Annotated in this window: 16 protein-coding genes; 5 read left to right on the top strand and 11 right to left on the bottom strand. The window is 70.3% G+C overall.

Annotated elements, in window-relative coordinates:
• Positions 1 to 39: 39 nt before the first annotated feature.
• The 6 genes from OG866_RS23910 to OG866_RS23885 all read right to left on the bottom strand — a co-directional run bounded on the left by OG866_RS23910 (position 40) and on the right by OG866_RS23885 (position 6,343).
• Positions 40 to 1,677: a DoxX family protein gene (locus OG866_RS23910; RefSeq protein WP_329337633.1), complete on the bottom strand. Its 1,638-nt coding sequence runs from the start codon at positions 1,675 to 1,677 to the stop codon at positions 40 to 42.
• A 117-nt stretch (positions 1,678 to 1,794) separates the two neighbouring features.
• Positions 1,795 to 2,736 (bottom strand): 23S rRNA (guanosine(2251)-2'-O)-methyltransferase RlmB, encoded by a 942-nt coding sequence (gene rlmB / locus OG866_RS23905; RefSeq protein ID WP_329337632.1) that lies wholly within the window; start codon positions 2,734 to 2,736, stop codon positions 1,795 to 1,797.
• A gap of 111 nt (positions 2,737 to 2,847) precedes the next feature.
• Positions 2,848 to 4,248 carry a cysteine--tRNA ligase gene (gene cysS, locus OG866_RS23900; protein ID WP_329337630.1) on the bottom strand — a complete coding sequence of 467 codons (1,401 nt, stop codon included), beginning with the start codon at positions 4,246 to 4,248 and terminating at the stop codon, positions 2,848 to 2,850.
• A 52-nt stretch (positions 4,249 to 4,300) separates the two neighbouring features.
• Complete coding sequence (gene ispF, locus OG866_RS23895) at positions 4,301 to 4,801, bottom strand: 2-C-methyl-D-erythritol 2,4-cyclodiphosphate synthase (protein ID WP_329337629.1); 501 nt, start codon at positions 4,799 to 4,801, stop codon at positions 4,301 to 4,303.
• Positions 4,791 to 5,555 carry a 2-C-methyl-D-erythritol 4-phosphate cytidylyltransferase gene (ispD, locus tag OG866_RS23890; RefSeq protein WP_329337627.1) on the bottom strand — a complete coding sequence of 255 codons (765 nt, stop codon included), beginning with the start codon at positions 5,553 to 5,555 and terminating at the stop codon, positions 4,791 to 4,793. Before ispD ends, ispF begins: the two co-directional genes overlap by 11 nt.
• Before the next feature lie 305 nt (positions 5,556 to 5,860).
• Positions 5,861 to 6,343 carry a CarD family transcriptional regulator gene (locus tag OG866_RS23885; protein ID WP_003953493.1) on the bottom strand — a complete coding sequence of 161 codons (483 nt, stop codon included), beginning with the start codon at positions 6,341 to 6,343 and terminating at the stop codon, positions 5,861 to 5,863.
• 627 nt (positions 6,344 to 6,970) lie between these two features.
• On the opposite strand from OG866_RS23885, the gene OG866_RS23880 reads away from it, so the two are divergent.
• Positions 6,971 to 7,600, top strand: a complete 630-nt coding sequence (locus tag OG866_RS23880; RefSeq protein WP_329337625.1) for a DUF461 domain-containing protein — start codon at positions 6,971 to 6,973, stop codon at positions 7,598 to 7,600.
• Between the two features lie 96 nt (positions 7,601 to 7,696).
• On the opposite strand, the gene OG866_RS23875 is transcribed toward OG866_RS23880, so the two are convergent.
• Both OG866_RS23875 and OG866_RS23870 read right to left on the bottom strand, forming a co-directional pair.
• Positions 7,697 to 8,377, bottom strand: a complete 681-nt coding sequence (locus tag OG866_RS23875; protein ID WP_015659563.1) for a response regulator transcription factor — start codon at positions 8,375 to 8,377, stop codon at positions 7,697 to 7,699.
• Entirely contained in the window at positions 8,374 to 9,627 is a 1,254-nt protein-coding gene (locus tag OG866_RS23870; protein WP_329337623.1) for a sensor histidine kinase, read from the bottom strand. The genes OG866_RS23875 and OG866_RS23870 overlap by 4 nt, the downstream gene beginning before the upstream one ends.
• A 246-nt stretch (positions 9,628 to 9,873) precedes the next feature.
• Between OG866_RS23870 and phoU the strand changes: the two genes are divergently transcribed.
• The 3 genes from phoU to OG866_RS23855 all read left to right on the top strand — a co-directional run bounded on the left by phoU (position 9,874) and on the right by OG866_RS23855 (position 11,260).
• Complete coding sequence (phoU, locus tag OG866_RS23865; RefSeq protein WP_329337622.1) at positions 9,874 to 10,566, top strand: phosphate signaling complex protein PhoU; 693 nt, start codon at positions 9,874 to 9,876, stop codon at positions 10,564 to 10,566.
• 150 nt (positions 10,567 to 10,716) lie between these two features.
• On the top strand, positions 10,717 to 10,872 hold the full coding sequence (locus OG866_RS23860; RefSeq protein WP_329337621.1) for a hypothetical protein: 156 nt from the start codon (positions 10,717 to 10,719) through the stop codon (positions 10,870 to 10,872).
• Between the two features lie 139 nt (positions 10,873 to 11,011).
• Complete coding sequence (locus OG866_RS23855; protein ID WP_329337619.1) at positions 11,012 to 11,260, top strand: SCO4226 family nickel-binding protein; 249 nt, start codon at positions 11,012 to 11,014, stop codon at positions 11,258 to 11,260.
• 120 nt (positions 11,261 to 11,380) lie between these two features.
• On the opposite strand, the gene OG866_RS23850 is transcribed toward OG866_RS23855, so the two are convergent.
• Positions 11,381 to 12,142, bottom strand: coding sequence for a phosphoglyceromutase (locus OG866_RS23850; RefSeq protein WP_329337617.1), 762 nt, complete (start codon positions 12,140 to 12,142; stop codon positions 11,381 to 11,383).
• Between the two features lie 152 nt (positions 12,143 to 12,294).
• On the opposite strand from OG866_RS23850, the gene OG866_RS23845 reads away from it, so the two are divergent.
• Entirely contained in the window at positions 12,295 to 13,557 is a 1,263-nt protein-coding gene (locus tag OG866_RS23845) for an MDR family MFS transporter (protein ID WP_329337616.1), read from the top strand.
• Positions 13,558 to 13,623: 66 nt separating this feature from the next.
• Here OG866_RS23845 and OG866_RS23840 read toward each other — a convergent pair whose 3' ends face one another.
• Together OG866_RS23840 and OG866_RS23835 are read right to left on the bottom strand one after the other, a co-directional pair.
• Positions 13,624 to 13,848, bottom strand: a complete 225-nt coding sequence (locus OG866_RS23840; protein WP_329337615.1) for a hypothetical protein — start codon at positions 13,846 to 13,848, stop codon at positions 13,624 to 13,626.
• Positions 13,849 to 14,162: 314 nt separating this feature from the next.
• Positions 14,163 to 14,588, bottom strand: a complete 426-nt coding sequence (locus tag OG866_RS23835) for a DUF2000 domain-containing protein (protein ID WP_329337614.1) — start codon at positions 14,586 to 14,588, stop codon at positions 14,163 to 14,165.
• Positions 14,589 to 14,637 lie beyond the last annotated feature (49 nt).

Raw genomic sequence — 14,637 nt, 5'->3', positions numbered from 1 at the left:
AGCCGGTGGGTTGCCCGAGGATGCCTCCCACCGGCCCCTCTACCCCAACAGGCCGCCTACCAGGCCCGGTTCGCCGGAGGAGGTGCCTCCGGTGTCCGTGCCGCCACTCGAGCCGGTGCCGCCGGTGCCGCCGGTGGAGCCGGTCGGTCCTGCGCTGGTGCTGGGGGCCTGCTGGGCCGGGGAGGACTGCTGGGGCGGCGCCTGGCCGGTGCCCTGGGTCTGGCTGGGCGTGCCGGCCGTGCTGGTGTCGCGGGTGGCGCCCGGGGTGGTCGCGGCGCCGGAGGGGGTGGAACCGGCCGTGGCGCCCTGGGTGGGGGACGTGGAGGCCGAGGGACGCTTCTTGTGCTTGGCCGGGTCCTGCGGGAGCGGGGAGCCCGGGAGTTCGTTGCGCGGGGCCTCGCCGGGGCCCGGGACGACGACCCGGTCGGCGTCGCGGACGGCACCGCCGAGGAGGGAGCCGATGAGGAGGGTGAGGCCGATGACGATGGCACTGACGAGGGCGCCGCGGCGCAGAACGTAGCGGCGCAGCTCCCAGATGTCGGAGCGGGGTCCGAGGCGGCGCCAGGCGCTGCCGGCGAGGCGGCCGTCGATGGAGTAGACGGGGGCGCCGGCGATGATCAGTGGGGACCAGGCGGCGAGATAGATGATGTCCGGCGCGTCGTAGGCGGGGACGCTCTTCCAGCTGACGGTGAGGAGCAGCGCGGCGGAGAGCATCGCGCCGACGACGGCGGCGACGCGCTGCCAGCAGCCGAGGATGGTGAGGACGCCGACGATGACCTGGAGGAAGGCGATGACCAGGCCAGAGCCGACGGGGTGGTGCAGGGCGAACTGGCGCAGCGGCTCGGCGACTTCCCAGGGGTGCAGGGTGTTGAGCCACTTGACCATGGAGCCGCGCTTGCCGCCGTCGAAGTAGACGGGGTCGCAGAGCTTGCCCATGCCGGCGTAGATGGAGATGAAGCCGAGGAAGATGCGCAGCGGGAGCAGGACGACGCCGAGGTTCATCCGGCGGCCCGGGTAGTAGGCGTGCCGGGCGGGGTCGTCGCCGTGGCGCCTGCCGGGGGTGCCGGTCTCCTCGTCGACCGCTTCGGCGAACTGCTCGTCCGCGTAGGCGAGTTCCTCGTCGTAGGCGCTGCCGACGGTGCGCATGCCGGGCAGGAGGGGCTCGTGGGTGCGCTGGGCGCCGACGACGGGGGTCTCGACGGTCTGGGTCAACGCGTCGTCGTAGCCGGGGCCGTAGCCGCTGTCCACGTCGATGCGGGGGATGACCTGGGTGGCTCCGGCGTCGGCGGCGCCCGGCTCCTCGAGCGGGCGGACGCCGCCTCGAACGGCCTGGAGCAGGCGGTGGGCGCCGGTGTCGTCGGGGGCGGACCTGCCGCTCCACACGACGGGCCGGCGGCGCGCCGCGCCGGTGCCGGCGGTGCCGACGGCGGGCATCCGGGCGGTGTCCTCGGCGGCGCTCAAGTGCCGGGCGATCCGCGGGGATTGGGCCGCGCGTCTCGTCGTCGCGCCCAACTGCACGCGGAAGCTGGCGTGATTGACGATGATCTGCGCCGGATCGCTCGGCACCTTCACCATGCTCAGCGCGGGAGCGTCGTCGAGTCCGGAGGCGAATCCGGAGTTGAAGCCCGACGAGCGGTCCCCCGTGGGTGTGCGGGGTGTTCTGGTGTCCACACTCATCTAACCGAGTGACGTGTGCTTAGGACACTGCTTTGACTGCCCGGATGTGTCCGGACCGCGTCAAGCTTGCGCAGAACACCCCGATTACCCCGTACGGGTGAGGACGGGCACGCGTGTTCAGGCGCGTCGGCGCGCCGCCTCGTACAGCACGATCCCGGCCGCCACACCGGCGTTGAGCGACTCGGCGCCGCCCGGCATCGGGATGCGGACCCGGAAGTCGCAGGTCTCGCCCACGAGTCGGGACAGGCCCTTGCCCTCGCTGCCGACCACGATGACGACCGGGCCGTCGAGAGCCTCGAGTGTGCCGACCTCGTGCTCTCCGTCGGCGGCGAGGCCGACGACGGCGATGCCGGCCTTCTTGTAACCCTCCAGCGCGCGCGTGAGGTTGGTGGCGCGGGCGACCGGCGTACGGGCGGCCGTACCGGCGGACGTCTTCCACGCACCGGCGGTCATCCCGGCCGCGCGGCGCTCGGGCACGACGACACCGTGGCCGCCGAAGGCCGACACCGAGCGGACGACGGCACCGAGGTTGCGCGGGTCGGTCACGCCGTCAAGGGCGACGATCAGCGGGTCCTCGCCGTTGTCGTAGGCGGCGCTGGCGAGGTCCTCGGGGTGCGCGTACTCGTACGGCGGGACCTGGAGGACCAGACCCTGGTGGTTGAGCCCGTTGGTCATACGGTCGAGCTCGGGGCGGGGGGCCTCCATGAGGTTGATCCCGCCGCGCTCGGCCGCGAGCTGGAGCGCCTCGCGCACCCGCTCGTCGTTGTCGATGAACTGCTGGACGTAGAGCGTCGTCGCGGGCACGCCCTCGCGCAGCGCCTCGAAGACGGGGTTACGGCCCACGACCATCTCGGACGTGCCCTTGCCGCCCCGGCCGCGCGGCGCGGGACGGCGCGCCGCCTGCTTCGCCTTGGCGTTCGCGATGCGGTTCGCCTTGTGCTTCTTGCGCATCTCGGCGGGCGGGGTCGGGCCCTTGCCCTCGAGACCCTTGCGTCGCTGGCCGCCACTGCCGACCTGCGCGCCCTTCTTGCCGGACATGCGGCGGTTGTTGGCTGCCATGACCTACCTGTCCTACGTCGTCGAAATGTTCGTACGTCTATGAGTACGTCTATGAAGTGTGCCGCCCGGAGAGCCGGACGGCACAATCGATCTTCGTGGCCGGGGTGGGACTCAGCGGGGGCCGAGGCTCCAGCGCGGTCCCTGCGGACCGTCCTCGATGGCCAGTCCGGACTGGTTGAGCTGGTCGCGGATGGCGTCCGCGGTGGCCCAGTCCTTCCGTCCGCGGGCGGCCTCGCGCTGGTCGAGGACAAGGCGTACGAGGCTGTCGACCACGCCGTGCAGATCCTCGCCTCGGTCGGTCTCACCGGCCCAGTGCGGGTCGAGCGGGTCGAGGCCAAGGACGCCGAGCATGGCGCGGACCTCGGCGAGGCGGGCCACGGCGGCTTCCTTGTCGTCGGCGGCCAGGGCGCTGTTGCCCTGGCGGACCGTGGTGTGGACGATGGCGAGCGCCTGCGGGACGCCCAGGTCGTCGTCCATGGCCTCGGCGAAGGCGAGCGGCACCTCGGCGGACGGCTCGACGGCTCCCCCGGCCTTCTCGACCACCCGCTGGATGAAGCCCTCGATGCGGGCGAACGCCGACTCCGCCTCGCGCAGCGACTCCTCGCTGTACTCGATCATCGAGCGGTAGTGCGGAGTGCCGAGGTAGTAGCGCAGCACGATGGGGCGCCAGGCCTTGACCATCTCGCTGACCAGCACGCTGTTGCCGAGCGACTTGGACATCTTGTCGCCGGCCATGGTGACCCAGGCGTTGTGCACCCAGTACTGCGCGAAGTCGTCGCCGAAGGCCTTGGCCTGGGCGATCTCGTTCTCGTGGTGCGGGAAGATCAGGTCGAGGCCGCCGCCGTGGATGTCGAAGGCGGTGCCGAGGTATTTGTGCGCCATGGCCGAGCACTCCAGGTGCCAGCCGGGGCGGCCACGCCCCCACGGCGTCGACCAGCTCGGCTCACCCGGCTTCACGGCCTTCCACAGGGCGAAGTCGCGCGGGTCCCGCTTGCCGGTCTCGCCGTCACCGGCGGGCTGGAGCAGGTTGTCCAGCTCCTGCCGGGACAGCTCCAGGTAGCCGGGGAAGGAGCGCACGTCGAAGTAGACGTTGCCCTCCGCCTCGTAGGCGTGACCGCGCTCGATGAGGCCCTGCATCATCTCGACCATCTCGGTCACATGCCCGGTGGCACGCGGTTCGTAGGTCGGGGGCAGGCAGCCGAGCGCGGTGTAACCGTCGTTGAACGCCCGCTCGTTCTCGTACCCGATCGACCACCACGGGCGGCCCTGCTCGGCCGCCTTGTTGATGATCTTGTCGTCGATGTCCGTGACGTTCCTGATGAAGGTCACGTCGTAGCCGCGGTACTCGAACCACCGGCGCATGATGTCGAAGTTGAGCCCCGACCGGATGTGCCCGATGTGCGGTGCGGCCTGCACGGTGGCACCACAGAGGTAGATCGAGACACAGCCCGCTGTGAGCGGGACGAAGTCACGGATCTGCCGGGCGTTGGTGTCGTACAGGCGAATAGTCACGGGTCCAGGGTAGTAGGCGATGCCTAGTGCATCGGACGGATGTGGATAACAGTCACCCTGCGGTTCGGACGACGAGCGCGGTCGCCACCGCCATCAGCCCCTCGTCGCGTCCGGGGAAGCCGAGTCCGTCCGTGGTCGCGCCCGACACCGACACGGGAGCGCCGGCCGCCTCGGACAGGATCTTCTGCGCCTCGTCCCGCCGTTTGCCGATCTTCGGGCGCGGTCCCACGACCTGTACGGCGATGTTCCCGATCCGGAATCCGGCGTCCCGCACGATCCGGGCCGCTTCCGTGAGCAGTACGACGCCGGAGGCGCCCGACCACTCGGGCCGCCCGGTGCCGAAGTGCTGCCCGAGGTCGCCCAGCCCCGCCGCGGAGAACAGCGCGTTGCAGGCGGCGTGGGCGACGACGTCGGCGTCGGAGTGGCCGGCGAGACCCGGCCCCTCGCCCTCCCACTTCAGACCGGCGCACCACAGTTCGCGCCCCTCTTCGAAGGCGTGGATGTCGGTCCCGATGCCCACCTGGGGCAGGAGCACGGGCGTCTCAGAAGCCATCGTTGAGCCTCCTGCGGGCCAGGACCGCCTCGGCGAGGACGAGGTCGAGGGGGCGGGTCACCTTGAAGGCCTCCTCGTGGCCGGGGACGACCACGACGGTGAGGCCGAGCCGCTCGACCATGCCGGCGTCGTCGGTGACGTTGTCGGTGACCGTCTCGTGGGCGCGGACCAGGGTCGCGCGGTCGAAACCCTGCGGGGTCTGCACGGCACGCAGGCGGGCGCGCTCGGGGGTGGCGACGACCGGCTCGGGGTCACCCGCGACCGAAGCGGGCTCGACCTCCTTCACCGTGTCGGCGAGGGGCAGCGCGGGCACGACGGCCGGCGCGCCGTCCCGTACGGCCTCGATCACGGCGTCGACGGTGTCCACCGGGACCAGCGGGCGGGCGGCGTCGTGGACGAGGACGATGTCGTACTCCGGCGGCAGGGCGTCCAGGCCGAGCTTGACGGAGTCCTGGCGCTCGGCGCCGCCCGGGACGACCAGGAAGTCGGTGCGCTCGGGCAGGGCGTGGACGTCGAGGAGGCTCTTGACCTCGGCGGCGCCGTCGGGCGGGGCCACGACCACGACCAGGGAGACCGCGCGGGAGGCGGCCATCGCGCGGACCGCGTGGATCAGCATGGGGGTGCCATTGAGCGCGCGAAGCGCCTTGGGGGCGCCCGGGCCAAGGCGTACGCCCCGGCCGGCGGCCGGGATCACGACGGCGGTACGGGCTTCCGCACGGCTTGTCGCGAGCGAGGAGCGCGAATCGTCAGACATCGGTTCCTGTCAGGTTTGTGTGCTCGGCCAACGTGGGTACGACAGACAGCGTGCCGGGCGCGACGCCTTGACCGGACCCTTCCGTGACGCGCCGGTCGAGCCAGTGCCCGGGCCCGGCACGCCAAGTATCGGGGGCTTCCCCCGAAGAATTACGGGCATGCAGATGAATGCCTGCGATTGCCTGCGCCTGCACGCATGTTTCCGGGCATGAACATGCCGCAGCGCCCGGCGACAGCTTTTACGTCGTCATCGGGCACCGCGGCATTATCAGTGTGCTGAGCCGGGCCTGGCGGCAGCGGGCGTCGTCAGGACGCGAGGACCTCGTCGAGCAGGGCCTCGGCCTTGTCCTCGTTCGTGTTCTCCGCGAGGGCGAGCTCGCTCACCAGGATCTGGCGGGCCTTGGCGAGCATGCGCTTCTCACCGGCGGAGAGTCCACGCTCGCGCTCACGACGCCACAGGTCACGCACTACTTCCGCGACCTTGATGACATCGCCGGAGGCGAGCTTCTCCAGATTTGCCTTGTAGCGACGGGACCAGTTCGTGGGCTCCTCGGCGTACGGCGCGCGCAGCACCTCGAAGACCCGGTCCAGCCCGTCCTGACCGACCACATCACGCACGCCGACGAACTCCGCATTGTCCGCTGGCACACGTACCGTCAGGTCACCCTGGGCGACCTTCAGCACCAAGTAGGTCTTGTCCACGCCTTTGATCTGGCGAGTTTCGATAGCCTCGATCAGCGCGGCCCCGTGATGGGGATAGACCACGGTGTCGCCAACCTTGAACGTCATGTGACAGGTACCCCTTCCGTGGCTATCCAGGGTAACACGGAAACTGCGGGTTCTGAATGGCGTTTTCGCAGGTCAGGGCATATCTCGGGGCTTGACAACAGCAACAGGAACGTGCTGCGGAGGCCTAGCGGAAGAAAGTATTCGCAGGTCGGAGCGGCTCTCCGGGGGAGGTGAAACGCGTACGTTACACGCATCCGGAGCCCTCCGAGAGAGGACGAACGTCCCCATATGTCTGGTTCCAGGTGTGCGACTTCCGCTACTCCGTTCGGTGTCCGGAGTCCGTTCCCCGCCGATTCCGGAATTGATCACGCACAATCACCGGCGCCCACCGGATCACCCGTTGATCAATTCCGTGGGCGATCGCGGATTCCTTCACGGAAGATTTGCGAGCGGATGCGCATGCTGTTATGTGAATGCCGGACGAGTACTGCTCCAAAGTGACCAGGGAGTCGCTTGTGAAGCCGGTGACCCGAGCGCCGACTACGCCCTGCTGAGGGAAGCGGACGCCCCGAGGGGAGGGTCGGGTGCGATGACGCGGGAACGGCTCGGTAACCTAAGGCCGCTGACAGACACTTAGGGCGGCTTTATGCAGTCCCCGCCCGTTCGAGTCAAGGAGTTGCCGCCGCCGTGAGCAGCAGCCATCGACGCGGTGCCCTCGCCGCCGCCGCCATCGCGTTCTCGATCGCCTCGCTCGCCGCGTGCGGTGCCGGCAACAACGCCCAGACGTTGGAGATCAAGCCGGACAACGCGGCCACCACCGTCGGCGACATCAAGGTGCAGAACGCCGTCGTCATCACCCAGCCCGACCAGGAGTCCACCGGCCCCGCCGTGATCTCCGCGACCCTGTTCAACAACGGCACCAGCGCGCAGACGCTGGACGCGATCGCCGTGGACGGCGCCGGCGCCACCGCCGAGCTCTCCCCCGCCAAGGGCAAGGGCAAGCTGACCATCCCGGCCGGCGGCTCCCTCGTCCTCGGCGGCAAGGGCAACGCCACCGCGGTCCTGGAGAACAGCAGCGAGGCCGTCAAGGACGGCAACGCGCAGAAGGTCACCTTCTCCTTCAGCAAGACCGGCGACGTGAGCCTGAAGGCCTTCGTCGTCCCGGCCGGGAGCTACTTCGAGAAGTGGGGCCCGACCGAGATGCCCTCGGCCCCCGCCGAGACCTCTCCCTCCCCCACCGAGTCCGCCACGGGCTCGGCGACCCCGTCGGGCGAGGCGTCGGCCTCCGCGACGACGAGCGAGAGCGCGGCCCAGTAACCAGCCGTACGACGAAGGGCGGGACCTCCCGAAAAGGAGGCCCCGCCCTTCGTGCGTCGTACGACGGCGTATGGGCTACGGGTTACGGGTTACGGCCTACGGCTCGAACTTGTAGCCCAGCCCCCGCACCGTCACCAGGTACCGCGGCGCGCCCGGGTCAGGTTCGATCTTTGCGCGGAGGCGCTTGACGTGGACGTCGAGGGTTTTGGTGTCGCCCACGTAGTCGGCGCCCCAGACGCGGTCGATGAGCTGCATGCGGGTCAGGACCCGGCCCGCGTTGCGCAGCAGCATCTCCAGGAGGTCGAACTCCTTGAGGGGGAGGTCGACCTTCGAGCCGGAGACCGTGACCACGTGACGGTCCACGTCCATGCGGACCGGCCCCGCCTCCAGGGCCGCCGGGGTGACCTCCTCGGGCTCGCCGCGGCGGCGCAGTACGGCGCGGATACGGGCGACCAGCTCGCGCGAGGAGAACGGCTTGGTGACGTAATCGTCGGCTCCTATTTCCAGGCCTACGACCTTGTCGATCTCACTGTCCTTGGCGGTCACCATGATGACCGGGACGTTGGAACGGCCGCGCAGCTGGCGGCAGACCTCGGTACCCGGCAGGCCGGGCAGCATCAGGTCGAGGAGGACGAGGTCGGCGCCGTTGCGCTCGAACTCGTCGAGTCCGTCGGGCCCCGTGGTCGCCACTGCGACCTCGAAGCCCTCCTTGCGGAGCATGTACGACAGGGCGTCGGAGAAGGACTCCTCGTCCTCGACGACAAGCACTCGGGTCACGGAAGGACCTCCGGGGCGGGAAGCGGTTCGTACGGGGATGAGTCGGTGGGCCCGCCGGTCTCGTCGTCGAGTCCGGGGTGGTGTGGTGCGCGGTCGCGGGGGGCCCCCGCCTCCGGCAGTCGCAGGGTGAAGGTGGAGCCCTGACCCTCGGAGCTCCACACCGTGACCTCCCCGCCGTGCGAGGCGGCCACGTGTTTGACGATCGCGAGACCGAGGCCCGTGCCGCCCGTCTGGCGGGAGCGGGCCGGGTCGACGCGGTAGAAGCGCTCGAAGACGCGCTCCTTGTCCTTGTCGGAGATGCCGATGCCCTGGTCGGTCACGGCGATCTCGATGAGGTCCCCGCCGGGCGCGGTCACCCGGCGGGCGGCTATGCCGACGCGGGTGCGGGCCGGGGAGTAGTTGACGGCGTTCTCGACGAGGTTGCCGAGGGCGGCGGCGAGCTGGCCGCGGTTGCCCCAGACCCTCAGGTCGGCCGTACCGCCGGAGGCCATGGTGATCTGCTTGGTGCCGGCCTGGTGGCGGCAGCGGTCGATGGCCTCGGCGACGAGCTCGTCCACACGGACGGGCTCGGCGTCCTCCAGAGGGTCGTCGTTCTGGACCCTGGAGAGGTCGATCAGTTCCTGGACCAGGTTGGTGAGCCGGGTCGCCTCTATCTGCATCCGGCCGGCGAAGCGCGTCACGGCCTCGGGGTCGTCACTCGCGTCCATGACGGCCTCGGAGAGCAGGGAGAGCGCGCCGACCGGCGTCTTGAGCTCATGGCTGACGTTCGCGACGAAGTCGCGCCGTACCGCCTCGATGCGCCGGGCCTCGGTGAGGTCCTCGACGAGGAGCAGCACCAGACGCGACCCCAGGGGCGCGACGCGGGCCGAGACGGCGAGGGCCTCCCCGCGCCCGGTGCCGCGCCTGGGGAGGTCCAGTTCGACCTGTCGTATCTCCCCGTCCCGTCTGGTGTCCCGGGCCATCAGGAGCATGGGCTCCACGGCCAGCTTCCCGCCCCGGACCAGGCCGAGCGCGTACGCGGCCGAGCTGGCCTTGACGACGGAGTCGGCCTCGTCGAGGACGACCGCGGAGGAGCGGAGGACGGACAGGACGGTGTCCACGCCCGGCGGAAGCACCGGGTCGGTGTGCAGGGAGGTACGTGTGGGGCGCTTCTGCTCCCGCTCGCTGAAGCGGAACGCCAGCATGGCGATCACGCCGGTGAGCACTCCGGCGATCGCTGCCGCTGCGGCGACCGCCGCGTTCACGTCCATGCATCCAGGTTAGGCACGGGATCGGTCCTGGCCACAGCCATCGGGGTGCGACCTCGAACACTCGTCGCCCAGAGTTCACCTTGGAGCCAGGGTTGGTTCATTTGGGGTGGCGGAAAACGACGCGTACGGGGCCGAACGTGGGAGCGTGGGGTTCACAGCGCCGGTTCTCCGGAGCCTTCCCGGGCTTCCCGGAGGCTGGTTCTGGCCCCCGGAACCCCCGAGGCAGACGTAAGAGAGGGACCCCTGATGCGGGACGCGTACCACGAGGAACTGGACTCGATCGGCGACGGTCTGGTGGAGATGGCCCGGCTGGTCGGGTCGGCGATCGGGCGCGCCACGACGGCCATCCTCGACTCCGACCTGAAGCTGGCCGAGAGCGTCATCGAGGCCGACCAGAAGGTGGACGACCTCCAGCACGAGCTGGAGGCGCGGGCCATAGCCCTGCTGGCGAGGCAGCAGCCGGTGGCGACGGACCTCCGTATCGTCGTCACGTCGCTGCGGATGTCGGCCGACCTGGAGCGCTCCGGCGACCTGGCCCAGCATGTCGCCAAGCTGGCCCGTCTGCGCTTCCCGGAGCGCGCCATCCCGGCCGACCTGCACGCCACGATCCTGGAGATGGGCCAGCTCGCGCAGCGCCTGATGGCGAAGGCGGCGGAGGTCGTCATCACCAAGGACGTCGACCTGGCGCTCCAGCTGGAGCAGGACGACGACGAGATGGACCTGTTGCACCGCACCCTCTTCCAGCACCTGCTGGACGACCGCTGGAAGCACGGCATCGAGACGGCCGTCGACGTCACCCTGCTGGGCCGCTACTACGAGCGGTTCGCCGACCACGCGGTGTCGGTGGCGAAGCGGGTGGTGTACCTGGTGACGGGTGAGCACGCGGACGAGCTTCAGGCGGCGGACATCCAGCCGGTGACGGGCGTGGAAGGAGCCTGAACAAAGGCGTGACGGCGGCGCGGCGGCGGCCTGATGACGGCGTGATGGCGCTTGTTCGGGGCGCGTACGAGCCTCAGTGCGCCGTTGATGCGACCTCCTGGGCGGGCATGCAATGAACACAGGCATCCAGCCTGTTCCGAGGAGGGACCCATGGCCGAATCCCCCAGCAAGACGCCCGACCCCACGCAGGAACGCGAGACCGAGCAGCCCGCCGAGGTCAGGAACCTGATGCTGATAGGCGCGTGCGGCTGCGGCTCGGGCTGCGGGTGCGGGTGCCAGTCGGGCAATCCCTGCCAGTGCGGCTGACCTACGGCGGCTTGGATCTCGTACGACGTGAAGGGCCCCGGTGTGCGTGCGCGCCGGGGCCCTTCGCTGTGCGGTCGCACGGGCGGGGTGCCGGGCGCAGCATGGAGGGGAGCGCGGAACGGGAAGGAGGTGTCGGACCATGACCCGGTTCATGGACGTACACCACGGCATGGAAGGCATCACCGCCGACCAGCTGCGCGAGGCCCACCAGGCAGACCTCGCCATAGAGAAGGACGAGAACGTCCACTTCGAACGCGCCTGGGCGGACCCGGAGTCCGGCACGGTCTACTGCCTCTCGGAGGCCCCCTCGGCCGAGGCGGTCCAACGCGTCCACGAGCGCGCGGGCCACAAGGCGGACGAGGTCCACGCGGTGACCCTGATGATCTGAGACCGGCCCGCCGAGCCGCCGACGACGCTGGGCACCCCGCCCCCACACCGGTTGACCCCAGAACCTGAAAATGCCCCTGAACCGCGCCGTCCGCGCAGTTCAGGGGCATGATCGTGACGGTTACTTCTTCTTGCCCTGGTTCTTGACCGCCTCGATCGCCGCCGCTGCCGCGTCGGGGTCGAGGTAGGTGCCGCCCGGGGTGAGGGGCTTGAAGTTGGCGTCCAGTTCGTAGGACAGCGGGATGCCTGTCGGGATGTTCAGGCCCGCGATGTCGGCGTCGGAGATGCCGTCGAGGTGCTTGACCAGGGCGCGGAGGCTGTTGCCGTGGGCGGCGACGAGGACCGTGCGGCCGGCCAGGAGGTCCGGGACGATGCCGTCGTACCAGTACGGGAGCATGCGGACGACGACGTCCTTCAGGCACTCCGTGCGGGGGCGCAGCTCCGGCGGGATGGAGGAGTAGCGGGCGTCCGCCGACTGGGAGAACTCCGTGCCGTCCTCAAGGGGCGGGGGCGGGGTGTCGTAGGAGCGGCGCCAGAGCATGAACTGCTCCTCGCCGAACTCGGCGAGGGTCTGGGCCTTGTCCTTGCCCTGGAGGGCGCCGTAGTGGCGCTCGTTCAGGCGCCAGCTGCGGTGGACCGGGATCCAGTGGCGGTCCGCGGACTCCAGGGCGAGCTGGGCGGTGCGGATCGCGCGCTTCTGGAGGGACGTGTGGACCACGTCGGGGAGGAGACCGGCGGCCTGTAGGAGTTCGCCACCGCGGACCGCCTCCTTCTCGCCCTTCTCGTTGAGGTTGACGTCCACCCAGCCGGTGAACAGGTTCTTCGCGTTCCACTCGCTCTCGCCGTGGCGGAGGAGGATCAGCTTGTACGGTGCGTCGGCCATGCGTATGAGCGTAATCCAAGGGCCGCGGCGCCCGCGCGGGCGCTCGATGGGCGGACTGTTGACTGGATCTGTTAATTGAGTGGCCTCCCCGACGGCCTCCGCCGTAAGTTCTGGTCGCCGCTTGGGACACTTACCGCACCGGGGGATCCGCCATGCCACTCGTCACCGTGAGACGCGCCCTGCGGGAGACCGTCTCCGGGCTCCCCCGCGAGTTCTGGTGGCTGTGGACCAGCACCCTCGTCAACCGGCTCGGCGCCTTCGTCGCCACCTTCATGGCGCTCTATCTGACGCTCGACCGGGGCTACTCCGCCGCCTACGCCGGACTCGTCGCCTCCCTCCACGGGCTCGGCGGAGTCGTCTCCTCCATCGGGGCCGGGGTGATGACGGACCGGCTGGGGCGACGGCCCACGCTCCTCGTCGCCCAGGCCTCCACCGCTGCCTCCGTCGCCCTGCTCGGCTTCATGCACGACCCTGTCGCCATCGCCGCCGTCGCCTTCCTCGTCGGCCTGACGAGCAACGCCTCGCGGCCGGCGGTGCAGGCGATGATGGCCGACATCGTGCGGCCCGAGGACCGGGTGCGGGCCTTCTCACTCAACTACTGGGCCATCAACCTCGGTTTCGCGATCTCCTCCATGGGCGCCGGGTTCATCGCCGAGTTCAGCTATCTCGCCGGCTTCCTCATCGAGGCGGGCATGACCGCCGTCTGCGCGATCGTCGTCTTCCTGAAGCTGCCCGAGTCACGCCCCGAGCGCACGCCCGTCGACAAGGCGGCGGACGGGAAGGTCGGCCTGGGGACGGTGCTGCGCGACGGGCGTTACATGGGTGTCGTCGGGCTGTCCTTCCTCATCGCCCTCGTCTTCCAGCAGGGCGCGGTCGGACTGCCGGTGGCGATGGGCGAGGCCGGGTTCACGCCCGCCGACTACGGCATGGCGATCGCCGTCAACGGCGTCCTCATCGTCGCGCTCCAGATCCCGGTCACCCGGTTCATCCAGCACCGCGACCCGCGCCGGCTGCTCGTCATCTCGTCCCTGCTCGCCGGGTACGGCTTCGGGCTCACCGCCTTCGCCGGGTCCATCGGCGTCTTCGCCCTCACCGTCTGCGTCTGGACACTCGCCGAGATCGTCAACGCCCCGACCCAGACCGGCCTCGTCGTCCGCCTCTCCCCCGTGCACGGCCGCGGCCGCTACCAGGGCATGTACACCCTGTCCTGGTCCGCCGCCGCCCTCGTCGCCCCGCTGATGTCCGGGCTCGTCATCGACCACTACGGCGCCGAGTGGCTGTGGGGGCTGTGCGCCGTCGTCGGGACGGTGGCCGGAGTGGGGTACGCGGTCCTGATGCGGCGGCTGCCGGACGAGGAGACGAACACCGGCGCACCGGCCCTCGCCGCCGCCGAGCCCGAGGTCAGCGCGGCCTGACCGGACGGCGACAGGCCCCCGGCCCGCACTTCCCGGCGGGCAGGGGGCCTGGAGCCTGTCGGTGGATCAGAGACCGACCGTCACGCCGACCTGGTGCGGCAGCGCGCCGAGGGTGCCACCGAGGGCGCCCAGGGCCGTCGCCTTGACACCGTCGAGCTGGGTCAGGACGTCGTCGCTGCTGAGGGTCGTGTCACCGGCGGTGACGGTGATCTGCGGGGCCAGACCGCCCGAGACGGTGTCGAGCTCGGCGTCGGAGAGGTCGAGGGTCCGGACCTGGGGAGCGGAGTTCATGGGGAGACTGCCCTTCACATGGAGGTGCACAGCACATGGGGGGAACCGCCCCGCGGGGGACAGCGGGCGGGGCGCGGTGCGCAGGATCAAACCACGGAGCGTGCCCGGCATCCAGTTCCCCGGCTCCCGGGGCACGGCAGTTGAGCAGGGGCGCGCCCGAACCATGAGGACACGCACACCGTTTGGGGGCAGCTTCTCTACACCCCGTCCCACACAGGGAGCCGACAGCTGTTGCCCCCGCGGCCGCGAACCGGACAACTCGCCCCGGCGGCCTGCGCCCACCGCGCGGTTGCGCGAGCGCTGTGCAGATTCCGTCACGGATGCATCCGCGCGCCTTTCATGACCTTGTCCACGGCATTGCGCGGGCCGTACACCGCGATCCCCACCAGGTCGAGGTCGGCCGTCCGCACGGCCCGCACGGCCGCCCGGTTGTCGCGGTCGTTGCCGGTCGAGAACAGGTCGCTCGTGAAGACGGAGCGCGGCAGCGCACGGGACAGCACGCGCGCGTGAGCCGTCCTCAGCGTCTCCTTGGTGCCCTCGAACACCAGCACCGGCTGGCGGAACATCCGCAGGGAGGGCACTCCGTCGGCGTCCTCGTACGGCTCCCCGATCACCTCGGGGACCTCCGTGCCGAGGCCGCTGACGAGGAACGCGGTGACGTTCAGCCGCTGCCAGGTCTCCAGGTCCTCGCGCAGCAGCACGGCGATCTTGGTGTCGAAGCGGATCGGTTCAGTACTCATGCGGGAAGCTTGCGGGCCGTGGTCCGACGCGGTCTTGTACGTTCTTTGC

It is taken from the genome of Streptomyces sp. NBC_00663 (assembly GCF_036226885.1).
Classification (GTDB): domain Bacteria; phylum Actinomycetota; class Actinomycetes; order Streptomycetales; family Streptomycetaceae; genus Streptomyces.
This window is presented reverse-complemented; position numbering and strand designations above follow the sequence as displayed.